Genomic DNA, 16,423 nt, shown 5'->3' on the forward strand with positions numbered 1-16,423 from the left:
GCTCGGGGGGACGCCGGCTGTTCGCCTGCTGCCCGCCTGTCGTTCACGTCGGGACGGGCCCGTATCGTCGTGACGTGAGAGTAGGCCGCACAGACGTCGGAACGCAACCGTTTCGTCGTTACGGAACTATGCTGCCCCCATGACGACCAACGCCGACTCCGGCAAGCCGACGCGTCGCCGGGCCCCCGCCGGGGCCGCCGTCCTCCGCGCGGACGTCACCGACGCCATCCGCGCCGCCGTCTTCGAGGAACTCGCCGCCGTCGGCTACGCCCGCATGTCCATCGAGGGCATCGCGCGCCGCGCGGGCGTGGGCAAGACAGCGGTCTACCGCCGCTGGCGCTCCAAGCTCCACCTCGTCCTCGACGTGGTCTCCGCGATAGCGGTACAGGGCCTCCCCGCCCCCGACACGGGCTCCCTCCAGGAGGACCTGCTGCTCCTGTACCGGGTGACATCCCGCGCCCTGCGACACCCGGTGGCCGGCCAGATCATCCCCGACCTCCAGGCGGAGGCGGCCCGCAACCCGGAGATCGCCGAGGCCATGCAGAAGGCCCTGCGGGAAGGCCAGCACGGGGTGGCGAGCGGCATCGTCAGGTCGGCGATCACCCGCGGCGAACTACGCGACGGCCTGGACGAGGACCTGGCCCTCGACCTGATCTCGGGCCCCCTCTACTGGCGCTCGGTCGTCGTACGCACCCCGGAACTCCCGAAGACCCACCTGAACCGCCTGGCAACGGCGACGACGGCAGCGCTGAAGGCGCTATAGGTCCCGCCTGGACGAAACGCGCCCAGGCGCAACCGGCGGGGCAAGGCGCGGGACTCCCACCGGCCCGCACTCGTGTCGCGGCGTGAGGGGACGTGTCGGGGTGCCCCCGCAGGACACCGCCGCGCCCAGGCACGACCGGCGGGGCAAGGCGCGGGACTCCCCACCGGCCCGCACTCGCGTCGCGACGTGAGGGGACGTGCCGGGGTGCCCCCGCAGGACACCGCAGGAACCGAGCGCCGGATGACGCGCCTATGGCGTTCGGAGGGCCAGGCACCCGATCCGGCCGAGGAGGTACCCCGGCGCGGCCCCGCCCCACGAAGGGACGGTCGGCGCAAGGCACGGGATTCCCCACCGGTCGGCACTCGCACGACGGCGTGAGGGGACGTGTCGGGGTGCCCCCGCAGGACACCGCAGGAACCGAGCGCCGGATGACGCGCCTATGGCGTTCAGAGGGCCAGGCACCCGATCCGGCCGAGGAGGTACCCCGGCGCGGCCCCGCCCCACGAAGGGACGGTGCGCGGGGCGGTGCCGCTCGGCGTTCGGAGGGCCAGGCAGCCGATCCGGCCGAGGAGGTACCCCGGCGCGGCCCCGCCCCACGAAGGGACGGGGCGTAAAACGCGGGCCGCACCGGCACGGCCCCGCCCCACGACGAGACAGGCGGCGCGCAAGGCCCGGGGCCCCGCCCCGGGCAAGGTCAGCCGAACTGCCCCGGCTGGTAGTCGCCGCCGGCCGTGCGGTTAATGACGCCCATCCGGTTGGAGGCGTTGATGAGGGAGATGAAGAGGACGAGCGCGGAGAGCTGCCCCTCGTCGTAGTGCTTGGCGGCCCGCGCCCAGACCTCGTCCGGAACCCCACCGGCGGCGTCGGCGATGCGCGTACCCTGCTCCGTCAGCTCCAGCGCGGCGCGCTCGGCCTCGCTGAAGACGGTGGACTCGCGCCAGGCCGCGACGAGATGGATCCGGACCGCGCTCTCCCCGGCGTGGGCGAGGTCCTTGCTGTGCGCGTCGGTGCAGTAGCCGCAGCCGTTGATCTGGCTCGCCCGGAGCGTCACGAGATCCTGGGTCGCCTTCGGCAGGCGCGAACCGTCGATGAGGGCACGACTCGCGGAGGCGAAGTGCTTGAGGGCCTTGGCGACGACGGGGTCGCCGAAGAGGTTCAGACGGGGAGCGTGGGGTGCGGAGAATTCCATGATGGTTCCGTCCTGAGGTGTTGGAGGAGCAGACGCTGTGCTGTGCGCTGCGTGCGGCGTGCTGCCGATGACGCCGTCACCGCGGCGCCCTGACGAACACGGGATGCCGCCGACCGCCCCCCTGTGACGCGCTGCGGATGTGACGTGAACCACACGAAGGGATCTGTCACAGAACCGCCGCGCCCGGCGTCTCGTGAGGCAGGGCCGCCCCGACCGGCGACCCGGACCCAGCGAGGAGGAGCGACCATGGCAGGCCCGCCGCAGCCCGCGCCCGACCCCGCCACGGAGGCGTTCGTGGCCCACCGCAACCTGCTGTTCACCGTGGCCTACGAGATGCTCGGCTCAGCCGCAGACGCGGAGGACGTCCTTCAGGAGACGTGGCTGCGCTGGGTCGGCGTCGACCTCGCGACGGTGCAGAACCGGCGGGCGTATCTCGTCCGGATCGCGACGCGCCAGGCGCTGACCCGGTTACGCACGCTGGACCGCCGCAAGGAGACGTACGTCGGCCCGTGGCTGCCGGAGCCGCTGCTGACCACGCCCGACGTGGCCGAGGACGTCGAACTGGCCGACAGTGTCTCGATGGCGATGCTGCTGGTCCTGGAGACGTTGGCGCCGACAGAGCGTGCGGTGTTCGTACTGCGCGAGGTGTTCGACGTCGGGTACGAGGAGATCGCGGAGGCCGTCGAGAAGAGCCCGGCGGCCGTCCGGCAGATCGCGCACCGGGCGCGGGCGCACGTCGCGGCCCGCCGCCCGCGCGGCAGCGTGTCGCCCACCGAGACGCGGGGCGCGCTCCAGGCGTTCCAACGGGCGGTGCGGACGGGGGACTTGCAGGGCCTCCTCGACGTCCTCGCGCCGGACGTCGTCTTCCTCAGTGACGGCGGCGGAGTCGTCCGGGCCGCCCTCGAACCAGTCGTGGGCATCGACAACGTGGCCGGTGTGCTCCGCAGGGTCACGGCAATGGTGTCCGCGGAGCCGACGCAGATCAATGGCGCTCCGGCATTGATGCTCCGCGCCGAGGGCGAACTCATCGCCGTCCTCGCGGTCCGCATCGACGACGGCCTGGTCACCGGCCTCTACGCGGTGCGCAACCCGGAGAAGCTGGCACGGGTGGAGCGGGAGACGCCGGTGAGCCGCTGAATCACGGCGCCCGGGGTGACACGCCTCAGGCGACCCGGGTGGCCCCCGCGAACGGCATCTGGTCGATGGGCGCGATCCGCACGGGCGCGCTCGGGTTCGGGGCGTGGATCATCTGGCCGCCCCCGATGTAGAGGCCGACGTGGCTGATGCCGGAGTAGAAGAACACCAGGTCCCCCGGGCGGAGCTGGGAGCGCGTGACGCGTCGGCCCGCGTCGATCTGCGCGTAGGTGGTGCGGGGCAGGGAGATGCCCGCGGCGCGGTACGCGGCCTGCGTCAGGCCCGAGCAGTCGAAGGCGTCGGGGCCGGTGGCGCCCCAGACGTAGGGGCTGCCGAGGGCGCCTCGCGCGTACGCGATGGCGGAGGCCGCGCGGGAGTCGGGGGCGTCGGCGAGATCGCCGCGAGGCGTGGAGCGGGAGGCGTGACCGGGGGCGGATGCGGCGGATGTGCCGGACGCGGCGGGCCTGCCGGATGCCTGGCCGGATGTCTGGCCGGTGGCGAGCGCGCGGTCGGCCGGGGTGAGTCGGTCGAGGAGGTGTCGGGCGTCCGCCAGCTTCCTCGTCACCGTCTTCTTCTGCCGGTCCAACTCCCGCTGCTTGGAGCGCAGTTCCGTGAGGGAGTGATCGGCCCGCGTGCGGAGCTGGTCGATCTCGCGCAGCTCCTTGCGGACGCCCGCGATCGTGACGGCCTGCCGGGTGCCGACGCGGTCGGCGAGGGCCGCCTCGGCGAGGTAGCGGTCGGGTGCGGAGGAGAGGAGGAGCCGGACGGACGGGTCGATGCCGCCCGTGCGGTACTGCGCGGCGGCGACCGAACCGAGCTGCTGCCGCCGCTCGTTGAGGGACTCGGTCCTGCGGGTCGCCTCGTCCCGGAGCGTGTTCACCTTCGCGCGGGCCTCGCCTGCCTTCTCCTTCGCGCCGTTGTACTTCTCGGTGGCGACCTCCGCCTCCTGGTAGAGCCGGTCGACCTTCGCCTTCACCTGGGCGGGGGTGAGGTCGGGCTCCGCCTGCGCGGTGCCGCCGTCGAAGGCGGTGGCCGTCGCCGCGGAGGCGAGGGCGAGGGTGGCCGCGGTGCGGACCGTACTGCCACTGAGCGAACGCCGCTTGGGCTTGCGATGCGCTGCCGGCACGAAGTGCCAACTCCTTCCGGTCGTCCTGCCGTACGCGTCCTGCCGCGTACGCCCGCCGGTCGCGCGTCCGGCGGCGGCCCGCACAGGGGGAGCGGGTCGCCGCCGGACCTTTCTCGGCGGTGGTGGCCGACTGCCGTCCCTGGTCCGGACGGCGGTGGGGAGCCGGTCACCTGAGCAAGGACGCTAAACCTCGGCGTAACGGGTTAGTGACGGATTGTTCGCAACTGGTCCGTTTGTTGCCAGTCATGACGGAGAGTGGCGATCCGCTGATCGGGGATGCCCGCCGTCGAACGGCGAGAGACACCCCATTAGGCTCCGGAACCATGGACGTACTCATCCATCTCTTCGTGGGCCTCCACATCATCGGCATCGCCTCGCTGCTGGGCGGTTTCCTCACCCAGATGTCGGCGATGGGGCAGGGCACCGCCCGCTTCAACAAGGCGATGCTGCACGGTGCCCTGACCATGCTGGTGACCGGCGTCGCCCTGGTCGGCCTCAACCAGGCCGACGGCGGCACCGTGAACAACATCAAGATCGGCGTGAAGCTCGCGATCCTGATCGTCATCCTCGGGATCGTCTACGTGAAGCGCGACGAGGAGAAGGCGGAGAAGGGCCTGTTCGCGGCCGTCGGCGCCCTGACCATGGCCAACATCTTCATCGCCGTCCTCTGGACCTAGAGACGACCTGAGACGACCTGAGGCGGGCTCTCGGGCGGGTTCTCAGGCGGGCCGCACCACGCTGTGGATCGAGCCCGTGCCGTCGTAGTAGATGGACTCCTCGCGGACGTACGCCCCCGGCTTCGGCGCGTGGATCATCATGCCGTCGCCGAGGTAGAGGCCGACATGGCTGATGTCGTCGTAGAAGAAGACCAGGTCACCGGGTTGGATGGCGGAGAGCGGGACGGTCGTGCCGAACTCGACCTGGTCCCACGTGGTGCGCGGCAGCGTGATGCCGGCCGCCTTCCACGCCGCCTGGGTGAGCCCCGAGCAGTCGTAGGAGCCGGGGCCCGTGGCGCCCCACACGTACGGCTTGCCCTCCTGTGCCTTGGCGAACGCGAGCGCCTTCGCGGCCTTGGCGGCGTAGCCGGAGGAGGTACCGGACGAACCGGAACCCGTCCCTGAACCCGTCCCCGAGCCGGATCCCGCACCGGCACCCGAGCCGGACCCTGCCCCCGAACCGGAGCCGTCCCCCTGCCGGGCCGCCTCCTCGGCCGCCTTCCGCTTCCGGTCCTCCTCGGCCTTCTGCCGCTCGGCGAGGTCGGCGGCCTTCTTGCGGGCCGCCTGCTCCTTCTTCTTCTCGATCGCCGCGAGCCGCTGCTTCTCCTCGGCGGTCAGCTCGGACAGCAGCTCACGCGCGTCGGACAGCTTCGTCTGCACGTCGTGCTTGGAGGTCTTCAGCTCGGTCTGGGAGGAGGTGAGCTGCTGAAGGTTCTCCTGGGCCAGGCTGCGCTTCTTCGCGGTCGCGCGCTGCTGCTCCTGGTAGTCGTCGACCGCCTTCTTCTGGCTCGCCGTCATCCGGCTCAGCAGCCGGTCCTGCGCGAAGTAGTCCTCTGGGTCGTCCGCGAGGAACATCGTCGCCGTGTCGCTCATCCCGCCCGTGCGGTACTGCTCGGCGGCGAACCGGCCCAGCTCCTGGCGGGCCGTGTTCATCTTCTCGGTGCGCCGCGCGATGTCGTCGAGAAGCCGGTCGACCTGCTTCTTCTTGCTGTCGGTCTGCTCCTTGGCGGAGTTGTACTTCTGCGTGGCGACCTCGGCCTGCCGGTACAGACTGTCGACCTTCTTCTGCACCTCCTCCAGGCTCGGCCTGGTCGGCTGCGCGGGCGCGGCCTGGGCCGTCTGCGACAGGAGGGCGACCGACGTGAGGGCGGCGGTCGTGATCCCGACCGCGGGAGTGGTGCGAAGGCCGCCCGTCATACGGGAGCGGCTGCGCGGCTTGCGGTGCGACGCCAAGGGAGGCGACTCCTTCCGTGCTCCGCCTACCGGGTTAGCTGACGGGTTCGGGCATACGGAAGGCTGCCCTACGGCCGACGGGTCGTCGGGCCGATTCACCCCAAGATCGGTTGGGTCCCCGGTTCCCTGCCTCACGGCGTACGGGACTCGGCGGGGGCTGTCCGTTCGCCGCGGTGCTCGCGGTCGGGGGGACGGACCGCCCGCGCAGCACCGTAGCCACTCGTGTTGCCGCTGTGAAGGTTGATGTTCGATATGCCCGATACATTTTCGTGACCTTGGCGACAGTGCCGTGCGGTGTCGCGAAGGTGGGGGCGGGGTGTCAGTGGGGCGCCCTAGACTCGTAAGGCGATGAGCAGCCTCTTTGACGACAGCTTCCTGGCGGACCTCCAGAACCGGACGGAGGAGCCCCCGCCGCCCGACGGCGAGCACGAGGAACCGGCTCCGGAGCCGATCCCGGACGACCTGTTCGGCGGGAAGTTCGACGTGCCCCCGGCCAGGGACGCGTACTACCGCGACGGGGCGCCGCGCCCTGCCCTGGACCCGGCGGCCCTCCTCGACGGGCTGAACGAGAACCAGCGGGCGGCCGTCGTGCACGGAGGCTCCCCCCTGCTCATCGTCGCGGGCGCCGGTTCCGGCAAGACCCGCGTCCTCACCCACCGCATCGCCTATCTCCTCGCCGAGCGCGGCGTGCACCCCGGCCAGATCCTCGCGATCACCTTCACGAACAAGGCCGCGGGCGAGATGAAGGAGCGCGTCGAGGCCCTCGTCGGCCCGCGGGCGAACGCGATGTGGGTCTCCACCTTCCACAGCGCGTGCGTGCGCATCCTGCGCCGGGAGTCCAAGAAGCTCGGCTTCACGTCGTCGTTCTCGATCTACGACGCCGCCGACAGCAAGCGGCTCATGGCCCTGGTCTGCCGCGACCTGGAGCTCGACCCGAAGAAGTTCCCGCCGAAGTCCTTCAGCGCCAAGATCTCGAATCTGAAGAACGAACTGATCGACGAGGAGGACTTCGCCAAGACGGCCGCCGACGGCTTCGAGAAGTCCGTCGCGCAGGCCTACGCGATGTACCAGTCGCGGCTGCGCGAGGCCAACGCCCTCGACTTCGACGACCTGATCATGACGACGGTCAACCTGCTGCGCGCCTTCCCCGACGTCGCCGAGCACTACCGCCGCCGCTTCCGGCACGTCCTCGTCGACGAGTACCAGGACACCAACCACGCGCAGTACGCGCTGGTGCGCGAGCTCGTCGGACCGGCCAAGGACGCGGAGGGCCACGACGCCGACCCGGCCGAGCTGTGCGTCGTCGGCGACGCCGACCAGTCCATCTACGCGTTCCGCGGCGCCACCATCCGTAACATCCTCCAGTTCGAGGAGGACTACACGGACGCGACGACGATCCTCCTGGAGCAGAACTACCGCTCCACGCAGACGATCCTCAGCGCGGCCAACGCGGTCATCGAGCGCAACGAGTCGCGCCGCCCCAAGAACCTGTGGACGAACGCGGGCGCGGGCTCCCAGATCACCGGCTACGTCGCGGACACCGAGCACGACGAGGCCCAGTTCGTCGCCGAGGAGATCGACCGCCTCACCGACGCCGGCGAGGCGAAGGCGGGTGACGTCGCCGTCTTCTACCGGACGAACGCGCAGTCCCGTGTCTTCGAAGAGATCTTCATCCGCGTCGGTCTGCCCTACAAGGTCGTCGGCGGCGTCCGCTTCTACGAGCGCAAGGAGGTCAGGGACGTCCTCGCCTACCTCCGGGTCCTGTCGAACCCGGAGGACTCCGTCCCCCTGCGCCGCATCCTGAACGTGCCCAAGCGCGGCATCGGCGACCGCGCCGAAGCCATGATCGACGCCCTCGCCCAGCGCGAGAAGATCTCCTTCCCGCAGGCGCTGCGCCGCGTCGACGAGGCGTACGGCATGGCGGCCCGCTCCACGAACGCGGTGAAGCGGTTCAACACCCTCATGGAGGACCTGCGGACCATCGTCGAGTCGGGCGCCGGACCGGCCACCGTCCTGGAGGCCGTCCTCGAACGCACCGGGTACCTCGCCGAACTTCAGTCCTCCACCGACCCGCAGGACGAGACCCGCATCGAGAACCTCCAGGAACTCGCCGCCGTCGCCCTGGAGTTCGAGCAGGAGTCGGCCCAGGGCGCCGACGAGAACCAGGGCGAGGCCGAAGCGGGCGGCGCCGACCTGTCGGCCTTCCTGGAGCGGGTCGCGCTCGTCGCCGACTCCGACCAGATCCCCGACGAGGAGGACGACGGCAGCGGCGTCATCACCCTGATGACCCTGCACACCGCCAAGGGCCTCGAATTCCCCGTGGTCTTCCTGACCGGCATGGAGGACGGCGTCTTCCCGCACATGCGGTCCCTGGGACAGACCAAGGAACTGGAGGAGGAGCGCCGCCTCGCCTACGTCGGCATCACGCGCGCGCGGGAACGGCTGTACCTGACGCGCTCGTCCATGCGCAGTGCCTGGGGCCAGCCCTCGTACAACCCGCCGTCCCGCTTCCTGGAGGAGATCCCGGACGCGCATCTGGAGTGGAAGCGCAAGGGCGGCTCCGCGCCCGCGCCCTCGGCGAAGGGCATCGGCGGCGGTATCGCCGCGTCGCTGTCGTCGTCCCGCTCCCGCACGACCCCGGCGTTCGCCACGCGCCGTGCCAACGAGAAGCCGGTGGTGTCCCTGGCCGTCGGCGACCGCGTCACGCACGACCAGTTCGGGCTCGGCACCGTCGTCGGCGTGGGCGGCTCGGGCGGGAACGCGGAGGCGACGATCGACTTCGGCGACCCCAAGCCGAAGCGGCTCCTGCTGCGGTACGCGCCGGTGGAGAAGCTTTAAGGACGACCGAGCCCGTCCGGGCCCGCCGCTGTCGGGGCGGGGCCTACGTAGGGGCGGGGCTACGTCGGGCTGAGGCCGTGGCTGCGCAGCCACGGCAACGGGTCGATCGCCGAGCCGCCACCGGGTCGTACCTCGAAGTGCAGGTGCGGCCCGGTCGAGTTCCCCGAGTTGCCCGAGTGCGCGATCACGTCACCGGCCTTCACGGGCCCGCTCATCACGGTGTGCGAGGAGAGGTGGCAGTACCACGTCTCCGTACCGTCCTTCGCGGTGACTATCGCCATGTTGCCGTACGCGCTGTTCCACTGCGTGCGCACGGTCCCGTCCGTCGCCGCCATCACCGGCGTCCCGTACGAGACGGGGAAGTCGATGCCGCTGTGCACGGACATCCAGTTGATACCGGCCTGCCCGAAGTAGGCGCTCAGCCCGTGCTGCTTCACCGGCAGCGCGAACTTGGGCCGCAGCGCCTCCTTGCGCGCGGCCTCCTGGGCGGCCCTCTTGCGGTCGGCCTCCTGCTTCGCCTTCAGGTCGATCCGCTCCTGCGTACGGCTCGCCCGGTCGGCGAAGTCGCCCGCGTCCGCGGAAAGATCTTTGAGCTGCGTGTCCAGCTTGTTGTTGGCCACGGACGGTTTCACCGCGGTCACGTCCGGCGCCGACATGGCCTGCGTGTCCTTGCCGTCGTCCTCACCGCCGCCGACACCGCCCACAGACGCCGCCGCGATCCCGGCGACCCCCACGACACATACCGACGGCACGGCCACGGTCAGCAACGCGGAGCGCCTGACAGGGGTACGACGCCGGGAACGGCCGCCGCGGGACGCGCCGCGCGGGCTGAACTCCGGCTGCGCGGACGCCGTTCCCGGCCCGTCCGTCTCGTCCGGCCCGGCTTCCGGGTCCGGGTGCGGCTCGGGCTCTTCGTGCGCCTGGGGGTACGCGGCGGGGGTGTACTGGTCCGGCACATAGGCGTGCACGGCTGTGTCGTCGGACACGTAGGCGTGCACGGCGGTGTCGTCGGACCTGTGGGGCTCGTGAGGCTCGTGGGACTCATCGAACTCGTGAGACTCGCCGTGCCCGTCGGTCCCGACGGAGTTCCATGCCGTGGCGTCGTACGCGCCCGTGTCGTACGCCGTCGTCCCGAAGACCGGCGCCTCGAAGGCCTGGGGCTCGAAGGCCTGGGTCTCGAAGCTTTGGGTGGCGTTGGCGTTGGCGTTGGCGTTGGCGTGTGTGGGCCACTGTCCCGTGTGCTGCTCGTGGTCCGTGCCGCCCGCCGCCCACATGGCGGTCGTGTCGTACGTGCCCGTGTCGTAGCTGCCCGCCGGGTCGTACGGGGTCGGGGTGGGGTACTGCTGCGGGAGGTACCCGGAGGCGGGCCACTGGCCGGTGTCGTAGGAACCGGTGTCGTAGGAACCGGTGTCGAAGGAGCCCGTGTCGTAGGAACCGGTGTTGTAAGAACCCGTTTCGGGGGAACCCTGGGTGTACGGGGCCTCGTCGCCCGGGAGGTCGCCGAAGAGGGGGTCGGCGGTGAAGCTGGTCGTGGAGTGACCGTCGTAGGCCGCGTAGTGCGCGGTCCCCGACGGATGTCGGTCGTTCACCAACTTCTCTTTCGCCTCGACAACAGGGGCTGCCAGAGCAGTGCGGCGACTGTACCCGGCAGTACGAGGGCGCGACAATCTTCCGCAGGTTTCATGCCCCGCGTAACCGGGCAATCAGCCGCCTTTCGGTGAACCGCGAACGGAGCCTTGGCTCTGAGTTCGAGACGTGTTCGACCCTTCCCGGTCTTTCCAGCCTTCCCGACCGTCCTGCCCGACGGTGACGTGCTGTGATCACGCCACCGTCAGACCACCGGCGGAGGCGGCGGCGCGTGCTCCCTCCCTCGCCGGGTCGGCGTCGAGAGCCTGACGGATACCGGTCGCGACGGCCGGGTGCACCGGCAGGGCGAGGTGTCCGACGCCCGTCACCCGCACGTTGTGGACGAGAAGATCCGGGTGATCGACGGACGCCGTCTCCAACGGCACCATCAACTGGTCGAGATCGCTCCAGAAGCTCACGAAACGCGTACGACAGCCGGGCGCGGGCCTCTTCAACTCCTCGATGACCGAGGAGCCCGGGCGCATCTGCCGCACGATCGGATGCGCGTCCGCGAGCGGGGCGACCCGGGTACCGGCGTGCGGTGTACCGAGCGTGACGAGCGTGCGCACCCGCTGGTCGCCGCCCAGGCACTGCACGTAATAGCGCGCGATCAGCCCTCCCAGGCTGTGGCCCACGATGTCCGTACGCTCCTGGCCCGTGCGCTCGCACAACTCCTCGACGTGCCGAGCCAGCAGAGCCGCCGCGGTCCGTATGTCGCAGGTCAGCGGCGAGTAGTTGAGCGACTCGATCTGCTGCCTGCCGTGCTGGAGCAGGGAGCGGCGCAGCAGCACGAAGATCGAGCGGTTGTCGATGAAGCCGTGCAGCAGCAGCACCGGCGGCTTGGCGGGGGTGGGCAGCCGCGGGGCGTCCGCCAGGGCGGACATGCCCTTCAGACCCGCCTGGTCTGCGGACATGGCGGCCATGCCTGGTGGGGTGGTGCCGTCGGTCGTGCTGTCGGTGGTGCTGTCGGTCATGCTTTCGGTGGTGCTTTCGGTGGTGCTGTTCGGCGGGGTTTCCGGGTTTTCGAGTTCTGCCGGAGTGAGGGTCGCGTCCCGCGTCCCCAGCGCCGGGAGCGCCGCCGGATGCCGTCGCTCCGGGAGGACGCCCGAGGGATACAGGAGCAGGTGCCCCGCCAGGATCGCCAGTTCGAGCGCGGTCGCCTTCAGGAGCGCGACCGACAGGCCGGCCAGTCTGGCGGGCAGCAGGTGGCGGAGCGGGCGAAAGGGCAGGGTCCTCGTGACCTTCATCGGTCAACCTCCCGTCGGCACACCGAGAAGACCCTCTGTCCCCCGTGTGCACTCATGGGGAGCCGGGCGAAGGAGGCCCATGGCAGGCCCGGCGCGTCGTCCCGGCCGCCCATGCGACGGCCGCGTCCACCGTGCCGGGATACGCCCTGTGTGCCCTGCCGTGCCGCGCTGTCCGTGCCGTGCCACCATGCCGGTGGCCGACGGCGCGGTGCACCGGTGGCCCGGCATCCCCGTAGCGGCTCTCCTCGCGCCTGCCTCAAGTGCGGCCGAAAGGCCGGCTGAAGCGGTTGCGGCGCGCAGCGAACATGTCCCACTGTGTGATTTCCCCCTCGCCGCGCACCGTGAAACGGCGGGTTGCGGGATGCTGTGGATAACGTTCGTTCACTTCGGATCCCCGGGGTGGGGATCCGGAACCCGGGACGCGGGTACCAAGGCCCCGGGGGTCAGAGTCACTTCATGGAGGCACTGATGGGTGTGGCAGCCGGTCCGATCCGCGTGGTCGTCGCGAAGCCGGGACTTGACGGCCACGATCGCGGGGCCAAGGTGATCGCGCGGGCGCTGCGCGACGCCGGTATGGAGGTCATCTACACGGGCCTGCATCAGACGCCCGAGCAGATCGTGGACACCGCCATCCAGGAGGACGCCGACGCGATCGGTCTCTCCATCCTGTCCGGCGCGCACAACACGCTCTTCGCGCGCGTCATCGAACTCCTGCGGGAACGTGACGCCGCGGACATCCAGGTCTTTGGAGGCGGCATCATCCCCGAGGCCGACATCCCGCCGCTCAAGGAGCAGGGCGTCGCAGAGATCTTCACGCCGGGCGCGACCACCGCCTCCATCGTGGACTGGGTCCGCGCGAACGTCAGGCAGCCTGCCGAGGCGTGAGTGGCCCGGGGCGTGCTGGTCATGAGCCTCTGAGTTCCTCGCGCATCGCCCGGCGGAGGCGCAGCGTGCCCACCAGCCGTTGGAACGCCTCCGCCCAGTAGCCCCCGGCCCCGGGCGCCGTGTCCTCCGTCTCCTCCACAGCGGCCGTGAGACCTTCCAGGCGTACGGCTTCCTCAGGGTCCAGGCAGCGCTCCGCAAGTCCCATCACCCCGCTGAAACTCCACGGGTAACTTCCCGCGTCCCGCGCGATGTTCAGCGCGTCCACGACAGCCCGGCCCAGGGGCGGGGCCCAGGGCGTGGCGCACACCCCGAGCAACTGGAACGCCTCGGACAACCCGTGCGCCGTGATGAACCCCGCCACCCACTCCGCCCGATCCCCCGCGGGCAGCGCCGCGAGCAGTTTCGACCGCTCCGCCAGCGAGACCGCCCCCGGGCCCGCCGCGTCCGGTGCCGTCGGCGTCCCGAGCAGCGCCCGCGACCAGGCGATGTCGCGCTGACGCACCGCGGCTCTGCACCACGCCGCGTGCAACTCGCCCCGCCAGTCGTCCGCCACCGCCAACGCCACGATCTCCTCCGGCGTCCGGTCACCGAACCTCCCCCGCCAGCGGTCCAAGGGCGCCGCCTCGACCAACTGACCAAGCCACCAGGACCGTTCGCCGCGGCCCGCGGGGGGCTTGGCCACCACCCCGTCCCGCTCCATCGCCGCGTCACACTCGTGCGGGGCCTCCACCACCACGCTTCCCGTCGTCCGGTCGAACGCCACGCAGGACAACGCGCGGTCCGCCATGCGTCCGGCGAGCGCCGAGTGCGGCAGCGCGGACAGCAACTCCGCCGCCGTCGCCCGCACATTGCGGCTGCGGTCCGTCAGCGCCCTCTCCAGAAACGGCTCGTCCGCGTCTGTCAGCCCCCTCCGCAGCGAGTCCAGAAACATGAGCCGATCCTCGGCTCGCTCCGTGGTCCACGTCTCCTCCAGAAGCGTTCTGGCCTCCTCCGGGTCGTGCGCCCTGACCGCGGCGAGCAGCGCGACCCGCTCCGCGAACAGGCCCTCCTGCCACAGGAGCCGCACCTGTTCCGTGTCCTCCGGCGCGGGCAGGGCCGTGCCCGCGCCGGGGGTCGCCCGCAGGGCGAACTTCCAGTCCGGGTTGAGACGCGCCAGCCACAACGCCCTGGGCCCCGCGAACGTGAGGGCACCGGGCCGCAGGTCCGTACGGCCGCGGGCCGCGTCGAGCAGGGCCGGCAGGAGCTCGGGCGGGGGCGCGTATCCGTGGTCGTTGGCTGTGGCCAGCCACTGGGGGAGCAGTTCCAGAAGGTCGGGGGCGGTGCCCCTGCGTGTGCCCGTAGCGGTGCCGGGGCGGTCGGTGAGGAGCATGGACAGGCGGTTGCGGGCCGGGGGTGGGAGGGGTGGGCGCGGGTCTGTCGGCGCGGGGGTGGGTGGGGTGGCGGCCGGGGCGGGGCGTAGGCCCGCGCGGCGTCGTACGGTCTGTACGGCTGCCTCGTCCAGGAGGGCGTCCGGGGTGATGGAGGTGCGGCGCTCCGTGCCGAGGAGGGCGGTCGTCACCAGGTCGTCCCAGGGTGGGGTCGGGGTGGCCGGGGTGCCGGGGTTGGTACGGGTGCCGGGGTTGTTACGGGTGCTGGGCATGCGGGCGTCCTCCGTGTCGTGTCGGTGGTGTCCGGCGTGCGGTGGGGCGGTTGTCGGGGCTGGGGGCGCTGCCGGTTGTGCGGTGGGGCGGTTGTCCGGGCTGGGTGTGCTGCCGGTTGTGTCGTGTCGGCGGTTGTCGGTGACGGGCGCGCTGCCGGTTGTGCGGTGGGGCGGTTGTCGGGGTTGGGCGCGCTGCCGGTTGTGTCGTGTCGGCGGTTGTCCGGGTTGGGGGCGCCGCCGGTTGTGCCGTGCGGCGGTTGTCCGGGCTGTCGGCGCCGCCTGTCTCGTCGTGGGGCGGGGCCGTGCCGGGGTGCCTCCTCGGCCGGATCGGGTGCTTGGTCCGCTGAACGCCGGAGGCGGGTCGGCCGGTGCTGGGTGCCTGTGGTGTCCTGCGGGGGCACCCCGGCACGTCCCCTCGCGTCGGCTCGCGGGTGCCGGTTCGGTGGGGTGAGGCGGGGCGCCCCGCGTTCCCTTCTGCGCCGTGCGGTCAGCGTAGGGGGATGAGGTTCGATGTCGGGGTCCATGCCGACAGGGGGTGGAAGCCTGTGTGGCCGCATTCGCCGAACACCGTCACCGGGGCGCCGCCCGAGAGGGCGGCCAGGCGCCACAGGCCGGGGGACGTCGTCGCCTGCGGGGTGAGGGGGAGGGCCGATTTGCCGTCGGCGTCCGCCAGTTGCCAGGCCGTGTCGTCGGTGGTCCGGGTCGGTATGACGTCGGACAGCGTCACCGGCCACGCCTCCAGCCAGGGGTCTGCGGTCAGTGCGTGTCCATAGGTGGTGAGGGCTGTGGTCACGTCGACTCCGGTGGGGTGACGAAGGGGTGGGACGGGGGGTGCGTATGGGGTGCCCAGGTCCGCCCGGAGGGTCGCCGCTCCGGGGTGAGGGGTGATCTCCGCGTCCAGGATGAGACCGGGTGGGAACGTCAGGGACGGGGCCCGGCCCGCCGCGCCGAAGGAGAGGAGCAGGGCCGTGCGGTCCGACTCCGTGCCGTGGAGCCATATGCGGCGCGTGGTGAGGTGCCCGTCCGCCGTGTCGTACTGGGACAGGACCAGCCAGTTGTCCCTCAGCGGTGGTGCCGTCGGGGGAGTGGGCAGGCCCGTGCGGGCGCGGACCGTGGTCGCCAGGTCCTCGGGGAGTGTCGCGCGGTGCAGCCACCCCTTGACGAGGAGGTGCAGGAGCGCGCACTCCTCAAGCAGCCGCGCCGGCCAGCCGGGTCCGGAGGCCGGGATCGACCCCAACTCGCGGACCCGGGACGCGAGCCCGGGCGCCTGCGCGTCCACCATGCGGGCCGCCGTCTCCTCCCACATGCCGTAGCCCGCCTGCTCCGCCTGGGCCAGCCCGCCCCGGAGCAGATCGGACAGGCGCTGCTCCAACTCGGTGGCGCCCGCCGTGATCCGCTGCGCGCGCCGCTCGGCTCTGCGCCGGGCCGCCTCCGGGTCTGCCTGGGTGCTGCCGGTGGCGTCCGGACCGGCTGCCGCCGCCTGCTTCGGTTCGGCCCGTTTCCTGCGGGTCTCCAGCCATGGCCCGGCCCAGTCGGGTGGCTCCTGACCGGCCGGTACCGCCGTGTCCTCGCCCGCCCAGAGCAGAAGCAGGCCCAGTGCGTGCTTGCACGGGAACTTGCGGCTCGGGCAACTGCACTTGTAGGCCGGGCCCGTCCCACCTGGCCCGCCGCCGGTGTCCACGATCGTCTGGTACGGCTTGCTGCCGCTGCCCTTGCACAGTCCCCACACCGCCCCCTCGTCCGAACTCCCGGCCTCCGACCAGGGGCCCGCCGCCCCCAGCTTGCTTCCCGCCTTGCGTGACGAGGCGTCAGGCGCCAGTGCCAGCACCTGGTCCGTCGTCCAGCGCACCCCCTGCTGAGTCATGTCCCCGACGGTAGGTCCCGGCACTGACAATCCGGGTCGAGACCCGCCTGACCTGCGGTGATGGTGGGGGAGGGGGTCGATTGTCAGTGGCGTGGTGCACGGTGGAACCCATCAGCGCGACGAGGCTGTCACGGCTTCGTCGGGATGGTTCGTGCTGGGCGAG

At 71.5% G+C, this 16,423-nt stretch carries 12 protein-coding genes and 1 riboswitch; of the genes, 5 read left to right on the forward strand and 7 right to left on the reverse strand.

Annotation, left to right across the window (positions count from 1 at the left end; all coding sequences use genetic code 11):
• Nucleotides 1-139 precede the first annotated feature (139 nt).
• Nucleotides 140-763, forward strand: coding sequence for a TetR/AcrR family transcriptional regulator (locus ACIRF8_RS21350; protein ID WP_404216991.1), 624 nt, complete (start codon nucleotides 140-142; stop codon nucleotides 761-763).
• 694 nt (nucleotides 764-1,457) lie between these two features.
• On the opposite strand, the gene ACIRF8_RS21355 is transcribed toward ACIRF8_RS21350, so the two are convergent.
• Nucleotides 1,458-1,952 carry a carboxymuconolactone decarboxylase family protein gene (locus ACIRF8_RS21355; protein ID WP_404216992.1) on the reverse strand — a complete coding sequence of 165 codons (495 nt, stop codon included), beginning with the start codon at nucleotides 1,950-1,952 and terminating at the stop codon, nucleotides 1,458-1,460.
• A gap of 246 nt (nucleotides 1,953-2,198) precedes the next feature.
• Here ACIRF8_RS21355 and ACIRF8_RS21360 point away from each other — a divergent pair, with 246 nt between their 5' ends.
• Complete coding sequence (locus ACIRF8_RS21360) at nucleotides 2,199-3,089, forward strand: RNA polymerase sigma-70 factor (RefSeq protein ID WP_404216993.1); 891 nt, start codon at nucleotides 2,199-2,201, stop codon at nucleotides 3,087-3,089.
• Nucleotides 3,090-3,114: 25 nt separating this feature from the next.
• Here ACIRF8_RS21360 and ACIRF8_RS21365 read toward each other — a convergent pair whose 3' ends face one another.
• Nucleotides 3,115-4,212, reverse strand: a complete 1,098-nt coding sequence (locus ACIRF8_RS21365; protein WP_404216994.1) for an NlpC/P60 family protein — start codon at nucleotides 4,210-4,212, stop codon at nucleotides 3,115-3,117.
• 323 nt (nucleotides 4,213-4,535) lie between these two features.
• Between ACIRF8_RS21365 and ACIRF8_RS21370 the strand changes: the two genes are divergently transcribed.
• A complete protein-coding gene (locus ACIRF8_RS21370; RefSeq protein ID WP_404216995.1) occupies nucleotides 4,536-4,889 on the forward strand; it encodes a hypothetical protein in 354 nt (117 codons plus the stop codon).
• A 42-nt stretch (nucleotides 4,890-4,931) separates the two neighbouring features.
• Here ACIRF8_RS21370 and ACIRF8_RS21375 read toward each other — a convergent pair whose 3' ends face one another.
• Nucleotides 4,932-6,161, reverse strand: coding sequence for an NlpC/P60 family protein (locus ACIRF8_RS21375; protein WP_404216996.1), 1,230 nt, complete (start codon nucleotides 6,159-6,161; stop codon nucleotides 4,932-4,934).
• A gap of 8 nt (nucleotides 6,162-6,169) precedes the next feature.
• Nucleotides 6,170-6,324: riboswitch (cyclic di-AMP (ydaO/yuaA leader) on the reverse strand.
• A 185-nt stretch (nucleotides 6,325-6,509) separates the two neighbouring features.
• On the opposite strand from ACIRF8_RS21375, the gene pcrA reads away from it, so the two are divergent.
• The gene (gene pcrA / locus ACIRF8_RS21380) at nucleotides 6,510-8,999 is read left to right on the forward strand and encodes a DNA helicase PcrA (RefSeq protein ID WP_404216997.1); all 2,490 of its coding nucleotides are present in this window, start codon (nucleotides 6,510-6,512) and stop codon (nucleotides 8,997-8,999) included.
• 59 nt (nucleotides 9,000-9,058) lie between these two features.
• On the opposite strand, the gene ACIRF8_RS21385 is transcribed toward pcrA, so the two are convergent.
• Both ACIRF8_RS21385 and ACIRF8_RS21390 read right to left on the reverse strand, forming a co-directional pair.
• Nucleotides 9,059-10,588 carry a M23 family metallopeptidase gene (locus ACIRF8_RS21385; protein WP_404216998.1) on the reverse strand — a complete coding sequence of 510 codons (1,530 nt, stop codon included), beginning with the start codon at nucleotides 10,586-10,588 and terminating at the stop codon, nucleotides 9,059-9,061.
• Nucleotides 10,589-10,819: 231 nt separating this feature from the next.
• Complete coding sequence (locus ACIRF8_RS21390; protein ID WP_404216999.1) at nucleotides 10,820-11,872, reverse strand: lipase family alpha/beta hydrolase; 1,053 nt, start codon at nucleotides 11,870-11,872, stop codon at nucleotides 10,820-10,822.
• Nucleotides 11,873-12,340: 468 nt separating this feature from the next.
• Between ACIRF8_RS21390 and ACIRF8_RS21395 the strand changes: the two genes are divergently transcribed.
• Nucleotides 12,341-12,757 carry a cobalamin B12-binding domain-containing protein gene (locus tag ACIRF8_RS21395; RefSeq protein ID WP_404217000.1) on the forward strand — a complete coding sequence of 139 codons (417 nt, stop codon included), beginning with the start codon at nucleotides 12,341-12,343 and terminating at the stop codon, nucleotides 12,755-12,757.
• Nucleotides 12,758-12,776: 19 nt separating this feature from the next.
• On the opposite strand, the gene ACIRF8_RS21400 is transcribed toward ACIRF8_RS21395, so the two are convergent.
• Nucleotides 12,777-14,396, reverse strand: a complete 1,620-nt coding sequence (locus ACIRF8_RS21400) for a DUF5691 domain-containing protein (protein ID WP_404217001.1) — start codon at nucleotides 14,394-14,396, stop codon at nucleotides 12,777-12,779.
• A 487-nt stretch (nucleotides 14,397-14,883) separates the two neighbouring features.
• Nucleotides 14,884-16,260, reverse strand: a complete 1,377-nt coding sequence (locus ACIRF8_RS21405; RefSeq protein WP_404217002.1) for an SWIM zinc finger family protein — start codon at nucleotides 16,258-16,260, stop codon at nucleotides 14,884-14,886.
• Between the last annotated feature and the right edge of the window lie 163 nt (nucleotides 16,261-16,423).

Source organism: Streptomyces sp. NPDC102406 (genome assembly GCF_044765725.1).
Lineage (GTDB): Bacteria > Actinomycetota > Actinomycetes > Streptomycetales > Streptomycetaceae > Streptomyces.